We start from the raw sequence: 18,168 nt of genomic DNA, 5'->3' as shown, positions 1-18,168 counted from the left end.
TTCGTTTCACGATACGATGAACAGAAACAACCGATACACGAGCACATCGAACGGAACGCTCGGGAGACACCCGATACCTCGACGAATCGAGGACCGAAACCCGATGGATATAACCCGGGCGACCCGCTCTCACACACCCATGGATGCGGCACTGGGTGCGCCGGCGAAGATGGCCGAACGGGAAGACGACCTGACGCCGATGATGGCCCAGTACTTCGAACTCTGCCGGGAGTACGACGACTCGCTCGTGCTCTTCCAGGTGGGCGACTTCTACGAGGCGTTCTGCGAGGCGGCCGAGCGGGTCGCTCGCATCTGCGAGATCACGCTGACGAAGCGGGAGGACTCGACGGGGGAGTACGCGATGTCGGGGATCCCGATCGACAACGCCGAGTCGTACATCGAGCGGCTGCTGGAGGCGGGCTACCGCGTGGCGGTCGCCGACCAGGTGGAGGACCCCGACGAAGTGAGCGGCGTCGTCGACCGGGCGGTCACCCGCGTCGTGACGCCGGGGACGCTCACCGAGGACGAACTCCTGCGCAGCGCCGACAACAACTACGTCGCCTGTCTCACGGCGGACGGCCCGGGCGGCGACGTGTCGACCCGCGATACGGGCCGCGCCGGGGGCGGTGCGGGCGCCGGCGGCGACGAGCACGGGCCCTACGGGCTCGCGCTGCTGGACGTGTCGACGGGCGACTGCTACGCGACGGGCGCCGACCGGCTGGACTCGATCGCCGACGAACTCGGGCGGTTCGCACCCGCCGAAGCGATCGTCGGTCCCGACGCGCCCGCCGACGTGTTCGACGGCGACTGCATGGTCTCGCCCTACGAGCGGACGGCCTTCGACGCCGAGCGGGCGCGCGAGCGGGTCGAGGCGTACTTCGGGGACCTCGGGCTGGCCGACGAGGCCGAGGTCCGGGCCTGCGGCGCCCTGCTGGCCTACGCCGAGTACACCCGCGGCGGCAACCCCGACGCCGGCGACATCGGCGACGACTCGACGGCGGCGGTGGCCGGGCCGGGTGCGACCGCAGGCGGAGACGATGCCACCGGGGAACCGACAGACGACACCGCAGCGCTCGACTACATCAACACCCTCACGCGCTACGACCCCCGGGAGTACATGCTGCTGGACCGCGTCGCCCTGGAGAGCCTGGAACTGTTCGACCGCCGGGCCGTCCACGGCGACCGGGCGCTCACGCTGGTCGACGCGCTCGACGAGACGGCCTGCGCGCTCGGCCGGCGGAAGCTCGACGACTGGCTGCGCCGCCCCCTCCTGGACGAGGACCGCATCGCCGCCCGCCACGACGCCGTCGCCGAGTTGACCGGCGACGTGACGCTGCGCGAGGAACTGCACGACCTGCTCGACGACGTGTACGACATCGAGCGGCTCGTCTCCCGGGTTGCCCGCGGCCGCGCGACGGCGCGAGACCTGCGCTCGCTGCACGACACGCTCGCGGTCGTCCCCGACGTGGAGGCCGCCCTCGCCGACGCCGACTCGGCAACGCTGGTCGAGCTGCGCGAACACCTCGACCCCCTCGCCGACGTGCGCGAGCTGATCGACGAAGCCATCCAGGAGGACCCGGACGCCGACCTCACGGAGGGCGGGATCGTCAAGCCCGACTTCGACGACGAACTGGCCGAGTTGCGAGCCACCGAGCGCGAGGGCAAATCGTGGATCGACGACCTGGAGGCGAGCGAGCGCGAGCGGACGGGCATCGACTCGCTGAAGGTCGGCCACACCTCCGTCCACGGCTACTACATCGAGGTGACCGACCCGAACCTCGACGCGGTGCCTGACGACTACCAGCGCCGGCAGACGTTGAAGAACTCCGAGCGGTTCGTCACGCCGGAACTCAGAGAGCGGGAAGACGAGATCATCCGCGCCGAGGGCCGCGCCGACGACCTCGAATACGAGCTGTTCTGCGAGGTCCGCCGGGACGTTGCCGAGGAGTCCGAGCGCGTGCAGGCGCTGGCCGACCGGCTGGCGCGGCTGGACGTGTTCGTCTCGTTCGCGAGCGTGGCGGCGAAGTTCGACTACACCCGGCCCTGCGTCGGTGCCGAGGAGTTCGCCGTAGAGGCCGGGCGCCACCCCGTCGTCGAGCGCACGGAGGAACGGTTCGTCCCCAACGACGCCCACTTCGACGACGAGCACTTCTTCGCGGTGGTCACCGGCCCGAACATGAGCGGCAAGTCGACGTACATGCGCCAGGTCGCGCTCACCTCCGTGCTCGCGCAAGCGGGGAGTTTCGTCCCCGCCGCCGCAGCGCGACTGCCCGTCGTCGACCGCGTGTTCACCCGCGTCGGTGCCAGCGACGACATCGCTGGCGGCCGCTCGACGTTCATGGTCGAGATGACCGAACTCGCCGACATCCTGAACAACGCCACCGAGGACTCGCTGGTCCTGCTCGACGAGGTGGGCCGCGGCACCAGCACCGCTGACGGGCTCGCCATCGCCCGCGCCGTGACCGAACACGTCCACGACGAGGTGGGCGCGACCACCCTCTTCGCCACCCATCACCACGAGCTGACCGCCATCGCCGACGAGCTGTCGGGCGTGTTCAACCTCCACTTCGAGACCGAACGGGAGGACGGCGACGTGGCCTTCGAACACGAGGTCGCGCCCGGCGCCGCCGCCGCGTCGTACGGCATCGAGGTGGCGAAACTGGCGGGCGTCCCCGCCGAGGTGGTCGACCGCTCCCGGGAACTGCTGGACGAGAGCGACCCCGGAGCGAGCGGCGAACCCGGGGCCGACGCCAACGGCCACGACCCCGGCGAGAACGTCCGCGTGAGCAGCACCGCCGACGAGAGAGCCAGCGGCGGCGACGGCGGCCCGACCTCGGACCTCGAACGGAGACTGGCGGCGCTCGACGTGGCGACGATGACGCCGCTGGAGGCGATGAACGCCCTCGCCGAGCTGAAGGAGTCGCTCGACGAGTAGCACCGAGCGGGGACGGCGTCCCGGTCAGTCGTCGGCGTCCGGCCCGCCGGTCGGCGTCAGCGGCACGAACTCCAGGCCGCGCTCGGCGAGCAGCCGGCTCGCGCGGTCGGTGACCGACGGCGCGACGAGGATGCCGCGGATCTGTCGGTCGGCGTGCAGATCCCGCTCCAGCGCGTCGACGTACCGGCCGAGCTGGCCCACGGCGTCGGGGCCGACCCGACGGCGCTTGAGCTCGACGGCGACGGCCCGTTCCTCGGCGTCCTCGCCGTAGATGTCGACGGCGCCGGCGGGGGTTCCCCGCTCGGTCGCCAGCGGAACGAACCCCTCCTCGATCAGGGACGGTTCGTCGAGGATCCGCTGGCGGAGGTCCTCCTCGGTGCCCTCCAACGAGAGGTCGCGCTCGTCGGTCAGCCCGTAGGCCGACACTTCCAGCACGGCCTCGAAGTCGACCCGGAGGTGTTCCTCGGGCGTCTCGCGGTGGCTCTCGACGACGAGACGGCCCTCGTCGAGGCGGGCCTCGTGGTCGCAGTCGGGCGGCTGCCAGTTGACCGGCTGCTGACCCTCGTCGGTGTGGACCAGCGCCGCGCCGTCGGGCTTGAGCATCACCAGTCGCTCGCCGGGGCCGAGCGTGCTCGACGCGCGGCCCTCGTAGTCGACGGTGCAGCGGCCGACGACCGTCACGAGCGCGCCGGCGTCGATAGCCTCGGCCACGAGGTCCCGCGCGGTCCCGTGGCTCGGGCGCTCGCGCGTCTCCAGCCGGAGTCCGTCCTCGACGGCAGTCACGCCTCGGGGTTGGGCGTCGGGGGCTAAAAACCGCGCGACACGGGACGGGTCAGCGCGTCAGCGTCGCGAGTCACCTCCATCGAGCCACAGGATCGCGTCGGTGTCGGGTGTGTCGGGGTGGCGAGCGACCCGGACGGCGAGATACTGGGTCGCCGCGGGGGCGGGCACGAGGCCGGCGTCGACGGCGTCGCCGAGCACGTCCTTCGCGGTGCGGACGAACCGACGGAGCCGCTCGGCGGCGGCCTCGCCCGGCCAGGGAACGAGCGCCGCCGCGTCGGCCACGTCGGTCGCGGCACCTGCGTCGGTGGCGGTCCCGGCGACCGCAGTCGCGGACTCCCGACCGGTCTCGATGCCCAGCCGGCAGACCAGGTACGCCTCGGTTCGGTCGTCGGCGACGACGAACGCCTCGTACTCCCGGGGGTCGAGCGAGTCGAGGAGTTCGTCGGCCGACGCGCCCGAACGGAACGGCACCGGGTCGACGAGGTCGGGGGGCGCCTCGTCGGCCCGGACGAGGTCGACCAGCCGGTCGACGTGCTCGCCGCCCCACTGCGAACGGTGCAGGTCGTACCCGCCGGCGTCGCGTTCGACCGCGACCAGCGTGCGCGCTCCCACGGCGAGGCGGAGTGGTCGCGGACTCCTTCATAAAGTATCGCACGCGCCGCTGCCCGACGAAGGCACTTCTCGTCGACCGGTGGGGCGCGGGGATCGATTCACCCGCCGTCGAACTCGACGAGGCTCTGCAGCGGAACGAGCCGGTGCTGGACCTCCGGTTTCGTGTAACCCGACGACTCCTCGGAGACGCCCGCGGTGTACACCGTCACCTTCTGCTGGAGCACGTGGGGCTCGCCCTGCTTGTTGCGGACGACCTCGACGGACCGCCACGCGTGGTCTTCCATACCGTGTCACGTGGACGGCCTGCGATAAATCGCTTTGGCGCGGCGCGTTCGGTCGATCCCGACTCACTCGCGGGCGTCGACGCCGCGGACCTCGAACCGGGCGCCGCCGGCGTCGCCGTCGGTGACCGAGACCGACCAGCCGTGGGCCGACGCGATCTCGGCGACGATGGCGAGCCCGAAGCCCGTGCCCTCCGGCGAGGTCGAGAAGCCGCTCTCGAAGACGCGCTCGCGGTCGTCGTCGGGGACGCCGGGACCGTCGTCGGCGACGAAGAAGCCGTCGCCGTCGGGGAGGTCGCCGACGGTGACGGTGACGGCGTCGCCGCCGTGCTCTATCGAGTTGCGGGCGAGGTTCTCGACGAGTTGCCGGAGCCGCGACCCGTCGGCGACGACGGTCGCGTCGGTCTCGACGCGGAGGTCGGCGCCGGCGGTGTCGACGGTGTCCCAGGCGTCGCGGGCGACGGCGGCGAGCTCGACCGGCGCCGGCGAGTCGACGGTCTCGCCCTCGCGGGCCAGCCGGAGGAGGTCGTCGATGAGCCGCTCCATCCGGTCGAGCGCGCCGTAACACCGCTCGAAGTGCTCGGCCTCGCCGGTCTCCTCGGCCAGCGGGAGCGACCCGACGAGCACCGACAGCGGGTTCCGCAGGTCGTGGGAGACGACGCTGGTGAACGCCGACAGCCGCTCGTTCTGCCGCTTGCGGGTCTCGGCCTGTTCGACCCGGTCGAGCGCCGCCTCGGCGTTGGCCGCGAATATCTCGGCGAGGTACACGTCCGAGTCGTCGAACACGCCGGCGGCGGTGTCGCCGATCGAGAGCGTCCCGTGGTCGCCGATCGGGACGTACATCGACGCGCGGGCGTCCTTGCGGTCGTAGCCGTCGTCGACCGCCTGCACGTCGTCGACGACGAGCGTCTCGCCGTCCGCGAAGGCGCGGCCGGCGGTCCCCTCGCCGACGGGGTAGGCCGGCCGATCGCCGAGCATCAGTTCCGCGCCCTCCGAGATGGCGACGGGCCTGAGCCGGTCGTCGTCGTCGACGAGCCTGACGAGGTTGTTCGGGTAGCCCAGGGTGTCTCGGACCGCCTCGACGGTCAGCCGCGCCACCTCCGCCTTCGCCTCGGCGTCGACCAGCTCCCGGGTCACCGCGTGCAACCCCTCCAGCCGACGGCGCGTCTCGGCGGCCTGCTGGGCCTCGCTGATCGTGTCGCCCAGCTCCGCGAGGACGGCCCGCTCGGTCTCGCTGGTCGCGTCGGTCGTGTCGGCGTAGACGGCGAGCACGTCGTGGAGCCCGGCCTCGGCCGACAGCGGGACAGCGACGACCGATTCGAACCCGTGGCGTTCGGCGGCGGCCCGCCAGGGCTCGAACGTCTCGTCCTCGGGGACGCTCGCGGCGTACTGGACCTCGCCGGTCCGGGCCGCCCGCCCGGCCGGCCCTCGCCCGCGCGGGGTGTCGTCGTGACGGACCGTCACCCCGTCGAGGTACTCGTCGGCACCCCCCGCCGCGGCGCGAGCGGCGATCTCGCCGGTCTCCGGGTCGGGCTCGCCGATCCACGCGAACCGGTAGGTCTCCGAGTCGGCGAACGCCTCGCAGACCGCGCGGTCGACCGCCGCGACGGTGTCGGCCTCGACCAGCCGCCGGTCGATGTCCCGGACCAGCGCGGTGATGCGCTCCTGGCGTTCGGCCCGCTCCTCGGCCCGCGCGGCCGCGACGGCGTTCTCGACGCGGTTCGCGAGCACCGCGTACTGCTCGGTCCCGGTCTCCTTCTGGAGGTAGTCGGTCACGCCGGCCGACACCGCCTCGCTCGCCACCTCCTCGCTCCCCTTCCCGGTGAAGAGGATGAAGGGCAGGTCGGGATACTCCCCTCGCACCGCCTCCAGTAACTGGAACCCGCACATGCCCGGCATCTGGTAGTCGCTGACGACGCAGTCGAACGACTCCGACCGGACCCGTTCCAGCGCCCGCTCGGGGTCCGTGACGGTCGCCACCGACAGCCGGTCGCTCTCCCGTTCGAGGTAGTCGCTCGCGATCGCCGCCAGGTCCTCGTCGTCGTCGACGTGCAGCACCCGCACGTCGCCTCCCATCGCGTTCATGATATCCCCCTGTCAGAAGGGGCGGCCGGTCGGTAATAAGCGTGTGGCTCGCACCCGACCCCGTCGAGCGGTCACTCCGCGACACGCCGCAGCGTGAGCCGCCGCGTCTCGCGGCCCGCGGCGTAGTACGCTCGCGCGAGCGACGACTCGTCGACGACGGGCGCCGTGACGGTCCGGACGGGGACGGTGACGACCAACGGCGACTCGTCGAACGGATAGGGGTCGACGGTGAACTCGCCGGCTCCGACGCGGGTCACCGACAGCGTCGCCTCGTCGCGCGGTCCGCTCGTCGGGACGGCCCCGACCTCCCCGTATCCGGGCGGATCGTCTGTGATACAGAACGACAGCGAGAGGGTGTCCCACGCCTGGAGTCGGCGGTAGTCAGCCCACAGCCGACTGTCGTAGTCGTCGGGCACTCGTCGGTCGGCGTGGAGCGAGCGGAGCAGGTCGCGGTCGGCCTCGACCACGGGCGAGTCCCGATCGTCGTCGGTGGTATCGCTCCCGTCGTCCAGCAGGCCGTCGAGCAGTCGGCGCTGGCGGCGGTGTTCGCGGTCGACGAACTCGCGGTACTCGTCGGGCGTCTCGGGCCACTCGGGGGAGAGACCGTACCGGCGGTTCCGCAGGCCGGCGCCGTGCATCGAGACGAGCAGCCCGGCGTAGGCGTCCATCCCGGCGACGGCGTCGATCCCCTCGTCGTAGAGGGCGATCCAGACATCCGCGGGCATCTCGCGGAAGTCGACCGGTTCGCCGTCGACGAGGTGTGGCCGGCGGTCGTAGGTCCGCCAGCCCGTGTCGTGTGCGTAGGCCGCGAGAACCAGCGGCTCGAAGGGGTCGGGGCGGTCGAACGACGGCGAGCCCCAGGCGTCGGCGAACTGCCCCGCGAGGGCGGCGTGGTCGGGCTGGGTGACGAACTGGTAGCCCTCGTCCGTCTCGGCGACTATCACACGTCGAGTTGGGGCGGCGCGGTGAAAGAGGCGTCGGCGGCTCGCACCGCTCGCGGCGTCGCTGCCTATCGCTCGCGGTGGCGATAGTACGCGGCTACCCGCACCGGGACCGCGGCGACCGCGGTCGCGAGCGTCACGAGGACCGTCCACCCGGGAGCGAGTCGCAGGGCCAGTTGCATCGCCATGATGAACGCGAACAGAGCGACGAACCGCCGAGTTGCGTTCCCGGTCCAGTAAGTGCGGACGCGCTCGCTCTCGCTGAAGAGTCCGACGAGCGCGACCGCGAGGGGAACACCGACGAGGACGGAGACGACGACCCGCGTCGTCGTCAGGGGGACCTCGAAGAACAGCGGTTCGACGAGCGCGAGCGCGCCGAACCCGATCAGACACAGCGCTAGCCAGCCGAGGTCGACGAGCGTCCCGGCGGGTGAATCCGGTTCGGCCCAGTCGTCGGGGAGGACGGCCATCGTGACGGGTATTCGACGTGTCGTCGAATAAACCTTCCTGTCGTCGTGGCCTGTTATCGTCGGAGACGACCGCAGAAACGGAGAAGAACGGAACCGCTACAGCAGGTCTTCGACGTTGTCGACGACTTCCTCGGGGGTGTCGCCGACGGGGGCGCCCGCGGATTCGAGCGCGTCGATCTTCGACTGGGCGGTGCCGGTGCCCGAGCCGGAGACGATGGCGCCCGCGTGGCCCATGCGCTTGCCCGGCGGGGCGGTGCGACCGGCGATGAAGCCGGCCACCGGCGTGGTCATGTACTCGTCGATGTACGCGGCGGCCTCCTCCTCGTCCTCGCCGCCGATCTCGCCGCACATGACGACCGCGTCCGTCTTGTCGTCCTGTTCGAACAGCGCGAGCGCCTCGACGAACGAGGTGCCGATGATCGGGTCGCCGCCGATACCGATGGCGGTCGACTGGCCGATACCGCGCTGGGTGAGGCTGTCGACGACCTGGTAGGTCAGGGTGCCCGAGCGGGAGACGAGGCCGACGCGGCCGGCCTCGAAGATGTTGCCCGGCAGGATGCCGAGCTTGGCCTCGCCGGGGGTGATGACGCCGGGGCAGTTCGGGCCGACGAGGTAGGCGTCGGTCTCCTGCAGGCGACGGTAGACCCGCGACACGTCCTGGGTCGGGATGCCTTCGGTGATGGTCACCACGAGGTCGAGTTCGTCGACGCCGAGCGCCTCGAAGCAGGCGTCGCCGGCGAACGCCGGCGGGACGAAGACGACGGAGGTGTCGGCGTCTTCGGCCTCAGCGGCCTCGGCGACGGTGTCGTAGACGGGGACGCCCGCGACCTCCTGGCCGCCCTTGCCGGGGACGGCGCCGGCGACGACGTTCGTCCCGTACTCGATCATCTGTTCGGTGTGGAACTTGCCCTCACCGCCGGTGATACCCTGCACGATAACGCGGCTGTCTTCGTCGACCAGGACACTCATGCTTCCACCTCCTCGGCGTAATCGACCGCACGCTGCACGGCGGACTCCAGGGTCTGCTCGACGGTCACGAGGTCCTCGTTGAGGATCTCCATGCCCTCCGCGGCGTTCGTGCCGGCGAGGCGGACGACGACGGGCTTGGGGATCTCGTCGAACTGTTCGAGCGCCTGGTTGATCCCCTTGGCGACCTCGTCGCCGCGGGTGATCCCGCCGAAGATGTTGAACACGACGCTGTCGACGTTCTCGTCGGAGAACACCATGTCCAGGGCGTTAGCGATGCGGTCGGCCTTGGCGCCGCCGCCCACGTCGAGGAAGTTGGCGGGCTCGCCGCCGTAGTAGTCGACGAGGTCGAGCGTCGTCATGACCAGCCCGGCGCCGTTGCCGATGATGCCGACGTTGCCCGACAGGCGGACGTAGTCGAAGCCGTACTCGTCGGCCTTGCGGTCGAGCTCGCTCTCGGCGAACTCGCCTTCCTCCTCCATCTCCTGGAGTTCGGGCTGGCGGAAGAGCGCGTCCTCGTCGACGTTGAAGACGGCGTCGGCGGCGATCACTTCGTCGTCGCTCGTGACCATCAGCGGGTTGATCTCGGCGTCGGCGCCGTCGCGGTCGTCCCAGAGCTGGTAGAGCGTCGTCAGGATCGAGGCCACGTCGCGGGCGATCTCGCGGTCGACGCCGGCGTCGTAGACGGCCTTGCGGGCCTGGTAGGGGTGCATGCCGAACGCGGGGTCGATGTGCTCGCGGGCGATGGCGTCGGGGTCCTCCTCGGCGACCTCCTCGATGTTGACGCCGCCGCGGGTCGAGACCATCGCGACGGGCTTGCCCTCGCCGCGGTCCATGGTCACGCCGACGTAGAGCTCGTTGACGAAGTCGACGGCCTCCTCGACGAGGACGCGGTCGACGGTGTAGCCCTTCAGATCCATCCCGAGGATGGCCTCGGCGGCCTCCTCGGCCTCCTCGGCGTCGTCGACGAGCTTGATCCCGCCGGCTTTCCCGCGCCCACCGACGTGTACCTGTGCCTTGACGGCGACCGGATAGCCGATCTCCTCTGCCGCGGCGACCGCCTCGTCGACGGTCCCGGCCAGTTCCGAGGCCGGTGTCGGGATACCGGCGTCGGAGAAGACCTGCTTGGCCTGATATTCGTGCAGTCGCATGTCACTCGAACTCGCGGCCGGCGAGCGCTTAAATCCCGACGGTATCGACCGGCTCCGAATTAAGTACACCGGCAAGTATCGTTCACGAAAATTGGCACACAAGGCATTTATTGCCGGCAGAACCGATCACGCGTGTCGGCGCCGGACGGCGCCGCACACTACCCACCCCACCCACCCATTCCGCCGTTCTACCACCCACCTGCCGCACCGGCTTTCCTCTCCCACTTTCCGTTCCGTCCTCCCACTCGCCAGCGGTCGCGCCGACTCGAAGTGCTCCGTCGCTCGACGAGCGACTTTTCCCGGTCTCGCCCGTCGGCGGAGACATGGACGGAGACGACGCGGCGGACGCGAACGAGGCGGTCGGGACGGCCGACGCGGTCGACCCCGCGGAGGCGAACGACGCGGCGCTGTCGGCGCTGGCGAGCGAGGTCGCGGCGGCCGAGCGAGTCGTCGCGCTCACCGGCGCGGGCGTGAGCGTCCCGTCCGGGATCCCGCCGTTCCGCGGCGAGTCGAGCGACGACGGCCCCGACCCCGTCTGGGAGACCCACGACCCCGCCGACTTCCACCGGCGGCGCTTCGACGCCGACCCGGAAGGGTTCTGGACCGACCGACTCTCGCTCCGGGAGACGCTGTACGGCGGCGGCGTCGAACCCAACGCGGCCCACGAGGCGCTGGCGACGCTCGAAGCGGGGGGCCACCTCGACACCCTCCTCACGCAGAACGTCGACGGACTGCACGCGGCCGCGGGGTCGGAGTCGGTGGTCGAGCTCCACGGGACGAGCGCTCGCGTGGCGTGCGACCGCTGCGGCGCGACCCAGCCGGCCGACCCCGTCTGGGAGCGCGTCCGCGACGGGGAGCGACCGCCGGCCTGCGACTGCGGCGGCGTCCTCAGGCCGGACGTGGTGCTGTTCGGGGAGCCGCTCCCGGACGAGGCGTTCGACCGGGCCCAGGCCGCCGCGCGGCGCGCCGACGTGTTCCTGGCCGTGGGGTCGTCGCTGACGGTGCGGCCGGCGGCGCTACTGCCCGAGATCGCCGCGGAGTCGGGAGCGACGCTCGCCGTCGTCAACCTCGACCCGACCAAGTACGACGAGCGAGCCGACTACGACCTCCGGGCGGACGCGACCGAGGCGCTGCCGGCGCTGGTCGCGGCGCTCGACGGGTAGGACGGTCGGCCGGAGAGTCGGAGGGGTGGCGCTGCGATCCCAAGAGTGGCTACAGCTCGACGCCGCTGGGGATGAGGCTGTGCTGTCGGAGGAGACTCCCCTCGTCGTCGTAGACGAGCAGGGTCCGTTTCTCGTAGCTGGCGACCGTCTCGCCGTCGCGCTCGACGACGACGCGGTAGCAGCCGTCGGCGTCGTCGGGGTCGTCGTCCCGGCGGGCGGCGTCGACGAGCTCCCGCACCGACTCCGCGTCGGCGTTGACCTCGACGACGAACTCCCCGGTCATCCGGTTGGTGAGACTGAAGACGCCGGTCGCGTCGTCGTCGTCGGCGCTCCGCAGGCGGAACGCGACGTCGACGCGCTCGCGGTCCAGCGGCTCACCCCCGGCGTCCGTGAGGCGCTCCTCGAGGAGGTCCGACGGGCCGTCGTAGGCCAACACGGCCGCGGGCAGGCGGTCGCCGTCCCGGTCGACGTGACGGAGTTCCAGCGTGACGTAATCGCGCCTCATTCGATACCTGCCACTAGGGAACGGGCGTGCATGAACGTAACGCCGAGCGCGCCCGCTCCGCGACCGACGACCGCGCCCGCCGCTCGACGCGACTCCGGGCTATCGCGCGCCGCCCACCACGTTCCGCTCGCGGAGCCGGTAGCTTTTATACCCGCGGCGACGCCGGGTCTCCCAGACCATGTGGGTCCGCTCGGAGTACGCCGGCGAACTGGCAGTCCTCGCGACCTGGCTGACCGCCCTCCTGCCGTGGTCGGTCTCGGTGCTGCGGGAGTCGCCCTCGTGGATCGACGGCACCTTCACCGTCGTCAACATCCGCTTCGTCTTCCTCCAGTTTCACTACCTGTTCGGGATCGCACTGGGTCGGCAGTCGCTGGACGGGCTCGTCCAGTTCGTCTTCGAGATCCCCGGGTTCGTCCCGACCAATCAGGTTCCCGAGGGGCGGCTCTGGCTCGCGACCGCCGCCTTCTTCGGCTGCATGCTCCTGCTGAGCGTCGTCTACTACGCGCACGACGAGTGGCTCGAAGCCGCCGCCGAGCGGGCCGAGGTGCGGGTCGCTGACGCGGTCCCGGACGCGCTCGCCGACGCCGTCCCGGCGGCCGTCGCGGCCCGACTGACGCTCGACCCCGTCCGGGTGTTCGGCGCCTGCTTCGCGGTGCTCGCGGTCGCGTTCTCCGTCTCCACCGCCATGTTCTTCCAGCACCAGCCGACCGTCCCCGTCGGCGCCCTCTTCATGTGGGTGTTCGCCGCCATGCTCCTGCGCGTCGAACGCGCCTGACGCCCTCCCCGGTCCCGTCCCACCGCCCGGCACGCCCCCGCCACTGTCACTGCGGATCGGTCCCGGATCCACGACAACCCCCACCTGCCGCTCCACCGCGGAACCGCCGGAATCCGGAGCGATTTCCCCGCTATCCTGCGATTTGTGATCGAGCCACACACTTGGATTGTCGAAAGCTTTAAGTAGTTTTCGGGCTTACGTAGTGTTAGGAAGCGCGGCATCGGATTTTTATGGCTTTCGCCACCGGTGAGCCGCTCCGGAGACCAATCATGAGCGACACGACAATTCGAACCGGCGCCGAGGAACAGGCGAGCGAACGGCTGCGAGAGGAGCAGGAGGAGTCGACGAGCGAGCGCGAACAGGAGTGCCCGGAGTGCGGCGGTCGGGTCGACGCGGACACCGAGCACGGCGAGACCGTCTGTTCGGAGTGTGGACTGGTCGTCGACGAGGACGAGATCGACCGCGGGCCCGAGTGGCGCGCGTTCAACCCCTCAGAGAAGGACGAGAAGTCCCGCGTCGGCGCGCCGACGACGAACATGATGCACGACAAGGGCCTCTCGACCAACATCGGCTGGCAGAACAAGGACGCATACGGCAACTCGCTGTCGTCGAACCAGCGCCAGAAGATGCAGCGGCTGCGCACCTGGAACGAGCGGTTCCGAACCCGCGACTCGAAGGAGCGCAACCTCAAGCAGGCCCTGGGCGAGATCGACCGCATGGCGAGCGCGCTGGGCCTCCCGAAGACGGTCCGGGAGACTGCCAGTGTCATCTACCGCCGCGCGCTGGAGGAGAACCTCCTGCCCGGCCGCTCCATCGAGGGCGTGGCCACGTCGGCGCTGTACGCCGCCGCCCGCCAGGCCAACACGCCGCGCAGCCTCGACGAGATGACGGCCGTCTCCCGCGTCGAGAAGATGGAGCTCACGCGGACGTACCGCTACGTCGTCCGCGAGCTGAACCTGGAGATCAAGCCGGCCGACCCCGAGAGCTACCTCCCGCGGTTCGTCTCGGACCTCGCGCTCAGCGACGACACCGAGCGCCGGGCGCGCGAGCTCATCGAGAGCGCGCGCGACCAGGGGATCCTCAGCGGGAAGAGCCCGGTCGGCCTCGCCGCCGCCGCGGTGTACGCCGCCGCCCTGCTGACCAACGAGAAGGTCACCCAGAGCGAGGTCAGCGAGGTGGCCAACATCTCCGAGGTCACCATTCGAAATCGCTACAAGGAACTCCTCGAATCCGTCGACGCCCCGGCCTGATCGGCCGGCTCCGTCGGCTCGACGCCACCCGTCGCTCGCCGCGCCCGCCGCACTAGTCTTTTTGTACTCGTCGTGTGTGTTGATATCACGCATGGAGGAAGCGTACGTCCGACTGCTCTGTCCCGAGTGTACCAAAGACTGGGAGTCGACGCCGACGGATCTCCCCGAACACACGGCCCTCTATCACTGCCCCAACTGTCACGCGAGCCGGCGGCTCGCGGAGTTCACGCGGACCGACCGCGACCTGCAGACGCTGAAGAGTCTCGGTTAGCCGCTCGTCGCCGACCGCGCGCCGCAGGCCTCACACCGCAGGAGGAGCACCCCGCCCTCGCGCTCGAAGTGCGTGTCGGGGAGCCCGCACTCCGAGCAGAGGACGAACTCCTCGGCGTACTCGTCGATGGCGTTGGTGACCCGCCGGTCGCTGAACTCGCCGGTCAGGCGCGCGCGCCCGCTCTCGTCGATGTGCCCGCTGGTCCCCAGCTCGTTCTGGAGGAACTGCATGACGTGGTCGTCCTCGCGGCCGAGGCGGTCGCAGGTGTCCTGGAAGTTCTCGTAGACCGTCACGTTCCCCTCCTGGCGGATGTTCGGGTCCGGCACCTCGAATCGGTCGGAGCTCCCCTCGATCTCCGGCGTCTCCTCCATCGCCCGGTCGAGCATGTCGTCGTAGTCCATACCCGTGAGAAGCCCGTCCCCGCCTAAAAGTCTTTCAACCCCGCGGCCGTCCCGACCGGACCGCGCGTTCCCCACCGCGACGGCTTCGTGTCGGCCCGACACCCGCAGTCGACGGTCGTCGAAACTCCCACTAACCGCCACCGGATCCCGTCGCCGACCGCTACCGAAACCCCCCGTCGGCGAGCCCACCCCCGATCGGAGGCGACCCCCGAAACCGATATCGAGAGCCTTTTGTACACGGTTTTTAAGCAGGTGTGTGTTAACGCGACTCAGGATACTACTATTAACCTCCAGTGGTTAGGACCGGTTGACTATGAAAAAGCAGGAGCTCATTCACCTTCACGGCCTGCTTGCTCAGGTGGAGAATCACTACGAGATGGACACAGGCGAGGAGGTAGAACACGACGAGTACACCTCTCTGGGGGTGCGACCGACCTCGATCCACAAATCGAAGACCGACCACAAGAACGCCGTTTTCGCCCTGGCGAAGGGCATCACGTCCGAGATGGAGACGGAGACGCGCGAGCGCGTTCCGGCCTCCGCCGACTGAACGAACCGTTCCGTTCTGTCGTACTCACGACCGCCCAGCCGCCGCCCTCTCGTTCTCGATCCGTCTCGCGCGCGAGTCGATCGACGTTTCTCGGACCGCGAAAACAGTGAACTGCAGGCGTCGAGTGCCGCTAGGACTCGTCGATGAGCTCCTCGAACTCCGGCAGCACGTCGTCGCCGCGCTCGTCGGTCGACCCCCCGTCACCGCGTTCTCCGGACGACCCCTCGTCGGCCGACTCGTCCCCGCCCGACTCCGATCCGGTGTCGTCCGCCGACGTGTTGTCGTCCTCGTCCTCGTCGTCTCCGTCGTCGGTCTGCTCGATCTCGAGCACTTCGAGCGGGATGTTCTCCAGCCGTTGCCCGATCTCCTTGCGCGCGATCCGGGCGGCGTGCTCCTCGCGCTCGACGTTGAAGACCGTTATCTCCAGTTCGAGCGCGACGAGGCTCTCGTCGGCGGCGAGGAAGGCGGGTTCGAGCTCCTCGCCGCAGTGGGGACACGACCGCTCGCCCATGTTGATCTCGACGTAGTTGAGGTCCGGATTGAGCATCTCGCCCGTCTTCGAGATGGCGATCCGGACCGCCTCGTCCGCCGTCTCGACGTCGTAGACGGGGACGGCGGCCTCGACGACAACTCTGCAGTTCATGTGCCCGCCTTCGCCTCGCAGTGACATGAAGGTTCGCCTCGATAGCACGACACACACCACCCCGGCCGGGGCGGCCGTCCGCTCGCCGCCACCGGGCCGCCACCGGGCCGCCACCGGGCCGCCGTCCGCCGCCCGTCGGGCGGGTCCCGTCGAGCCGGTCTCGAAAGGTCGAAGACGGCTCGACGCCTGGCCCGGGTATGAGTGTGGAACGCGGCGCCGTCGCCCTCGCGGAGTTCCCGGGGCCCTTCGACCTGCAGTCGACCGTCGAGAGCGGCCAGTCGTACCTCTGGGACCGCGCCGACGGGCGGATGTACGAGGCCAGCGGCGCCTTCGGCGGCGACGCCTGGTACGAGACCGTCGTCCGCGTCGAGGGCGAACCCGCCGTCGTCCGCGTCCGGCAGGTCGACGACCGCCTGGAGTGGGAGTCCTCGGCCGACGCCGCGCCGGTCCTCCGCGAGCGACTGCGACTGGACGACGACCTGCCGGCCATCCGCCGGACGGCGCCCGACGACGACGTGGTCGAGTCGGCCTTCGACGCCTACTGGGGGATGCGCCTCGTCGACGACCCGGCCTTTCCGTCGCTGATATCGTTCATCTGCTCGGCCCAGATGCGCGTCGCCCGGATCCACGGGATGCAGCGGGAACTCGAACGCGCGTTCGGCTCGACTGTCGAGTTCGACGGTCGGACCTACCACGCGTTCCCGACCGCCGAGCAGCTGGCCGAGGCCACCGAGGCCGAACTCCGCGACCTCGGTCTGGGCTACCGGGCGCCGTACGTCCGCGACACCGCGCGGATGGTCGCCGACGGCGAGGCCCGGCCCGAGGAGGCGGTCGGGCTCGACTACGAGGACGCCCGTGAGTCGCTCACCCGCTTCGTCGGCGTCGGCGACAAGGTGGCCGACTGCGTCCTGTTGTTCGCGCTCGACTACCTCGAAGCCGTGCCGCTGGACACCTGGATCCGCACGACCATCGAGGAGTACTACCCCGACTGCGACCGCGGCAACTACGCCGACACTTCCCGAGCCATCCGCGCGGCCTTCGGCGGCGAGTACGCGGGGTACACCCAGACCTACGTGTTCCACTACCTGCGGTAGCGGGCCGAGGGTAGCGGAGAAACGGCGAAACGGCGAGCGGAGGGCGGGCTATCGCTCGTCGACGGGCGTCCACGAGCGGTCGTGGTCGCCGACGTAGGAAGACAGCGGGCGGATGAGGCGGTTGTCGTCGAGCTGTTCGAGCGCGTGGGCGGTCCAGCCGCCGACCCGCGAGACGGCGAAGCAGGTCGTGAACAGCTCCTTCGGGACGCCGACGCCGTCGAGCAGCGCGGCGGTGTAGAACTCGACGTTCGTCTCCAGGTCCCGCCCGGGCTTGTGCTCGGCGAGGGCCTCGACGGCGGTGTCCTCGAACGCCTTGATCGTCTCGAAGAAGTCGGAGTCGCCGGCCTCGTCGTAGAACTCCGAGGCGGCGGCCTCCAGCACCGCGGCCCGTGGGTCGCGGACGCGGTAGACGCGGTGGCCGAAGCCCATCAGGCGCTCGCCGGCTTCTAACTTCTCCTGGACGTATCCCTCGGGATCGCCCGACTCGTGGATCGACCGGAGCATGTCCAGCACTGGCCCGGGCGCGCCGCCGTGGAGCGGCCCTTTGAGGGTGCCGACCGCCGCGGTCGCGGCCGAGACCACGTCCGACTCCGTCGAGACGACCGTTCGAGCGGTGAACGTCGAGGCGTTCAACCCGTGGTCGATGACCGTGTTGAGGTACGTCTCCAGCCCCCTGACGGCCGCCTCGTCGGGCTCCTCCCCGTTCAGCATGTAGAGGTAGTTCGCCGCGTGACGCAGGTCCTCGCGCGGCTCGACCGGCTCGTCGCCCCGGCGGTAGCGCCAGTAGGTCGCGACGACGGTCGGGAAGACGGCGACGACGCGGCGCGCGTCCGCCTCGGGGTCCTCCTCGCCGGCGCCGAGGTTCGCCGCCGCGGCGCCCATCCGCAGGGCGTCCATCGCCGGTTTCCCCTCTTCGGCCGCCCGCTTCAGGACCGCCCGAACCTCGTCGCCGATCGCTCGGCGACCCGCTAGGTCCGCGCGGAAGTCGTCGAGTTCGTCGGCCGTCGGGAGCCGGTCCTCGAACAGGAGGAAGACGCTCTCCTCGTAGGTGGCATTGCGCGCGAGCTCGTCCACCGGGAACCCGCCGATCGTGAGCACGCCCGCCTCGCCGTCGATGTCGCTCAGCCGCGTCTCGGCGACCCTGACACCCTCCAGCCCGCGGTTCAGATCCTCGTCACTCATGCCCACGCCTGCGTGGGAGACGAACAAAGTACTGTTGGAACACGTCGGAGTTTTCCGCGATCGGACGCGAACTTCGGACACCGTTCCGGCAGATCGGTGAAATACTGTCC

19 protein-coding genes are annotated in these 18,168 nt (G+C 70.3%); 7 read left to right on the top strand and 12 right to left on the bottom strand.

The annotated features are described in order from the left end of the window. The first annotated feature begins 139 nt into the window (after nucleotides 1–139). Nucleotides 140–2,935 (top strand): DNA mismatch repair protein MutS, encoded by a 2,796-nt coding sequence (mutS, locus tag HZS54_RS15170; RefSeq protein ID WP_179917948.1) that lies wholly within the window; start codon nucleotides 140–142, stop codon nucleotides 2,933–2,935. Between the two features lie 24 nt (nucleotides 2,936–2,959). Here the strand turns inward: mutS and nucS are convergent, their stop codons facing one another. The 8 genes from nucS to sucC form a co-directional block, all read right to left on the bottom strand. Further along, nucleotides 2,960–3,718, bottom strand: a complete 759-nt coding sequence (gene nucS, locus HZS54_RS15165; RefSeq protein ID WP_179917947.1) for an endonuclease NucS — start codon at nucleotides 3,716–3,718, stop codon at nucleotides 2,960–2,962. A 57-nt stretch (nucleotides 3,719–3,775) separates the two neighbouring features. Then, complete coding sequence (locus HZS54_RS15160) at nucleotides 3,776–4,330, bottom strand: DUF6735 family protein (RefSeq protein ID WP_179917946.1); 555 nt, start codon at nucleotides 4,328–4,330, stop codon at nucleotides 3,776–3,778. A 98-nt stretch (nucleotides 4,331–4,428) separates the two neighbouring features. Further along, nucleotides 4,429–4,614 (bottom strand): hypothetical protein, encoded by a 186-nt coding sequence (locus HZS54_RS15155; RefSeq protein WP_179917945.1) that lies wholly within the window; start codon nucleotides 4,612–4,614, stop codon nucleotides 4,429–4,431. Nucleotides 4,615–4,677: 63 nt separating this feature from the next. Beyond that, nucleotides 4,678–6,696, bottom strand: coding sequence for a GAF domain-containing protein (locus HZS54_RS15150; protein ID WP_179917944.1), 2,019 nt, complete (start codon nucleotides 6,694–6,696; stop codon nucleotides 4,678–4,680). A gap of 71 nt (nucleotides 6,697–6,767) precedes the next feature. Continuing rightward, the gene (locus tag HZS54_RS15145) at nucleotides 6,768–7,640 is read right to left on the bottom strand and encodes a DUF3891 family protein (RefSeq protein WP_179917943.1); all 873 of its coding nucleotides are present in this window, start codon (nucleotides 7,638–7,640) and stop codon (nucleotides 6,768–6,770) included. Nucleotides 7,641–7,705: 65 nt separating this feature from the next. Beyond that, the gene (locus HZS54_RS15140; protein WP_179917942.1) at nucleotides 7,706–8,107 is read right to left on the bottom strand and encodes a hypothetical protein; all 402 of its coding nucleotides are present in this window, start codon (nucleotides 8,105–8,107) and stop codon (nucleotides 7,706–7,708) included. A gap of 96 nt (nucleotides 8,108–8,203) precedes the next feature. Beyond that, nucleotides 8,204–9,076 carry a succinate--CoA ligase subunit alpha gene (gene sucD / locus HZS54_RS15135; RefSeq protein ID WP_179911536.1) on the bottom strand — a complete coding sequence of 291 codons (873 nt, stop codon included), beginning with the start codon at nucleotides 9,074–9,076 and terminating at the stop codon, nucleotides 8,204–8,206. Beyond that, complete coding sequence (gene sucC, locus HZS54_RS15130) at nucleotides 9,073–10,224, bottom strand: ADP-forming succinate--CoA ligase subunit beta (protein WP_179917941.1); 1,152 nt, start codon at nucleotides 10,222–10,224, stop codon at nucleotides 9,073–9,075. Before sucC ends, sucD begins: the two co-directional genes overlap by 4 nt. A 323-nt stretch (nucleotides 10,225–10,547) precedes the next feature. On the opposite strand from sucC, the gene HZS54_RS15125 reads away from it, so the two are divergent. Continuing rightward, complete coding sequence (locus HZS54_RS15125) at nucleotides 10,548–11,387, top strand: NAD-dependent protein deacylase (protein ID WP_179917940.1); 840 nt, start codon at nucleotides 10,548–10,550, stop codon at nucleotides 11,385–11,387. 49 nt (nucleotides 11,388–11,436) lie between these two features. On the opposite strand, the gene HZS54_RS15120 is transcribed toward HZS54_RS15125, so the two are convergent. Next, a complete protein-coding gene (locus tag HZS54_RS15120; protein WP_179917939.1) occupies nucleotides 11,437–11,892 on the bottom strand; it encodes a DUF5793 family protein in 456 nt (151 codons plus the stop codon). Between the two features lie 178 nt (nucleotides 11,893–12,070). On the opposite strand from HZS54_RS15120, the gene HZS54_RS15115 reads away from it, so the two are divergent. The 3 genes from HZS54_RS15115 (at nucleotide 12,071) to HZS54_RS15105 (ending at nucleotide 14,188) form a co-directional block, all read left to right on the top strand. Continuing rightward, complete coding sequence (locus tag HZS54_RS15115; RefSeq protein WP_179917938.1) at nucleotides 12,071–12,667, top strand: DUF7549 family protein; 597 nt, start codon at nucleotides 12,071–12,073, stop codon at nucleotides 12,665–12,667. A gap of 269 nt (nucleotides 12,668–12,936) precedes the next feature. Then, nucleotides 12,937–13,917, top strand: a complete 981-nt coding sequence (locus HZS54_RS15110) for a transcription initiation factor IIB (protein WP_179917937.1) — start codon at nucleotides 12,937–12,939, stop codon at nucleotides 13,915–13,917. A 91-nt stretch (nucleotides 13,918–14,008) separates the two neighbouring features. After that, nucleotides 14,009–14,188 carry a DUF7836 family putative zinc-binding protein gene (locus HZS54_RS15105; protein WP_179911543.1) on the top strand — a complete coding sequence of 60 codons (180 nt, stop codon included), beginning with the start codon at nucleotides 14,009–14,011 and terminating at the stop codon, nucleotides 14,186–14,188. On the opposite strand, the gene HZS54_RS15100 is transcribed toward HZS54_RS15105, so the two are convergent. Then, entirely contained in the window at nucleotides 14,185–14,589 is a 405-nt protein-coding gene (locus HZS54_RS15100) for a translation initiation factor IF-2 subunit beta (RefSeq protein WP_179917936.1), read from the bottom strand. The two genes, HZS54_RS15105 and HZS54_RS15100, sit on opposite strands and share 4 nt — an antisense overlap. Before the next feature lie 313 nt (nucleotides 14,590–14,902). Here HZS54_RS15100 and HZS54_RS15095 point away from each other — a divergent pair, with 313 nt between their 5' ends. Continuing rightward, nucleotides 14,903–15,139, top strand: coding sequence for a UPF0058 family protein (locus HZS54_RS15095; protein ID WP_179911545.1), 237 nt, complete (start codon nucleotides 14,903–14,905; stop codon nucleotides 15,137–15,139). A 130-nt stretch (nucleotides 15,140–15,269) separates the two neighbouring features. Here HZS54_RS15095 and HZS54_RS15090 read toward each other — a convergent pair whose 3' ends face one another. Further along, entirely contained in the window at nucleotides 15,270–15,782 is a 513-nt protein-coding gene (locus tag HZS54_RS15090; protein WP_179917935.1) for a DUF555 domain-containing protein, read from the bottom strand. Nucleotides 15,783–15,985: 203 nt separating this feature from the next. Between HZS54_RS15090 and HZS54_RS15085 the strand changes: the two genes are divergently transcribed. Beyond that, complete coding sequence (locus HZS54_RS15085; RefSeq protein WP_425484384.1) at nucleotides 15,986–16,876, top strand: DNA-3-methyladenine glycosylase family protein; 891 nt, start codon at nucleotides 15,986–15,988, stop codon at nucleotides 16,874–16,876. Nucleotides 16,877–16,924: 48 nt separating this feature from the next. Here HZS54_RS15085 and HZS54_RS15080 read toward each other — a convergent pair whose 3' ends face one another. Further along, the gene (locus tag HZS54_RS15080) at nucleotides 16,925–18,058 is read right to left on the bottom strand and encodes a citrate synthase/methylcitrate synthase (RefSeq protein ID WP_179917933.1); all 1,134 of its coding nucleotides are present in this window, start codon (nucleotides 18,056–18,058) and stop codon (nucleotides 16,925–16,927) included. Between the last annotated feature and the right edge of the window lie 110 nt (nucleotides 18,059–18,168).

Origin of the sequence: Halosimplex pelagicum, assembly GCF_013415905.1 — an archaeon.
In the GTDB taxonomy this organism is placed as follows: Archaea; Halobacteriota; Halobacteria; order Halobacteriales; family Haloarculaceae; genus Halosimplex; species Halosimplex pelagicum.
The sequence above is the reverse complement of the archived record's forward strand: the minus strand, read 5'-3'. Positions and strand labels throughout refer to the sequence as shown.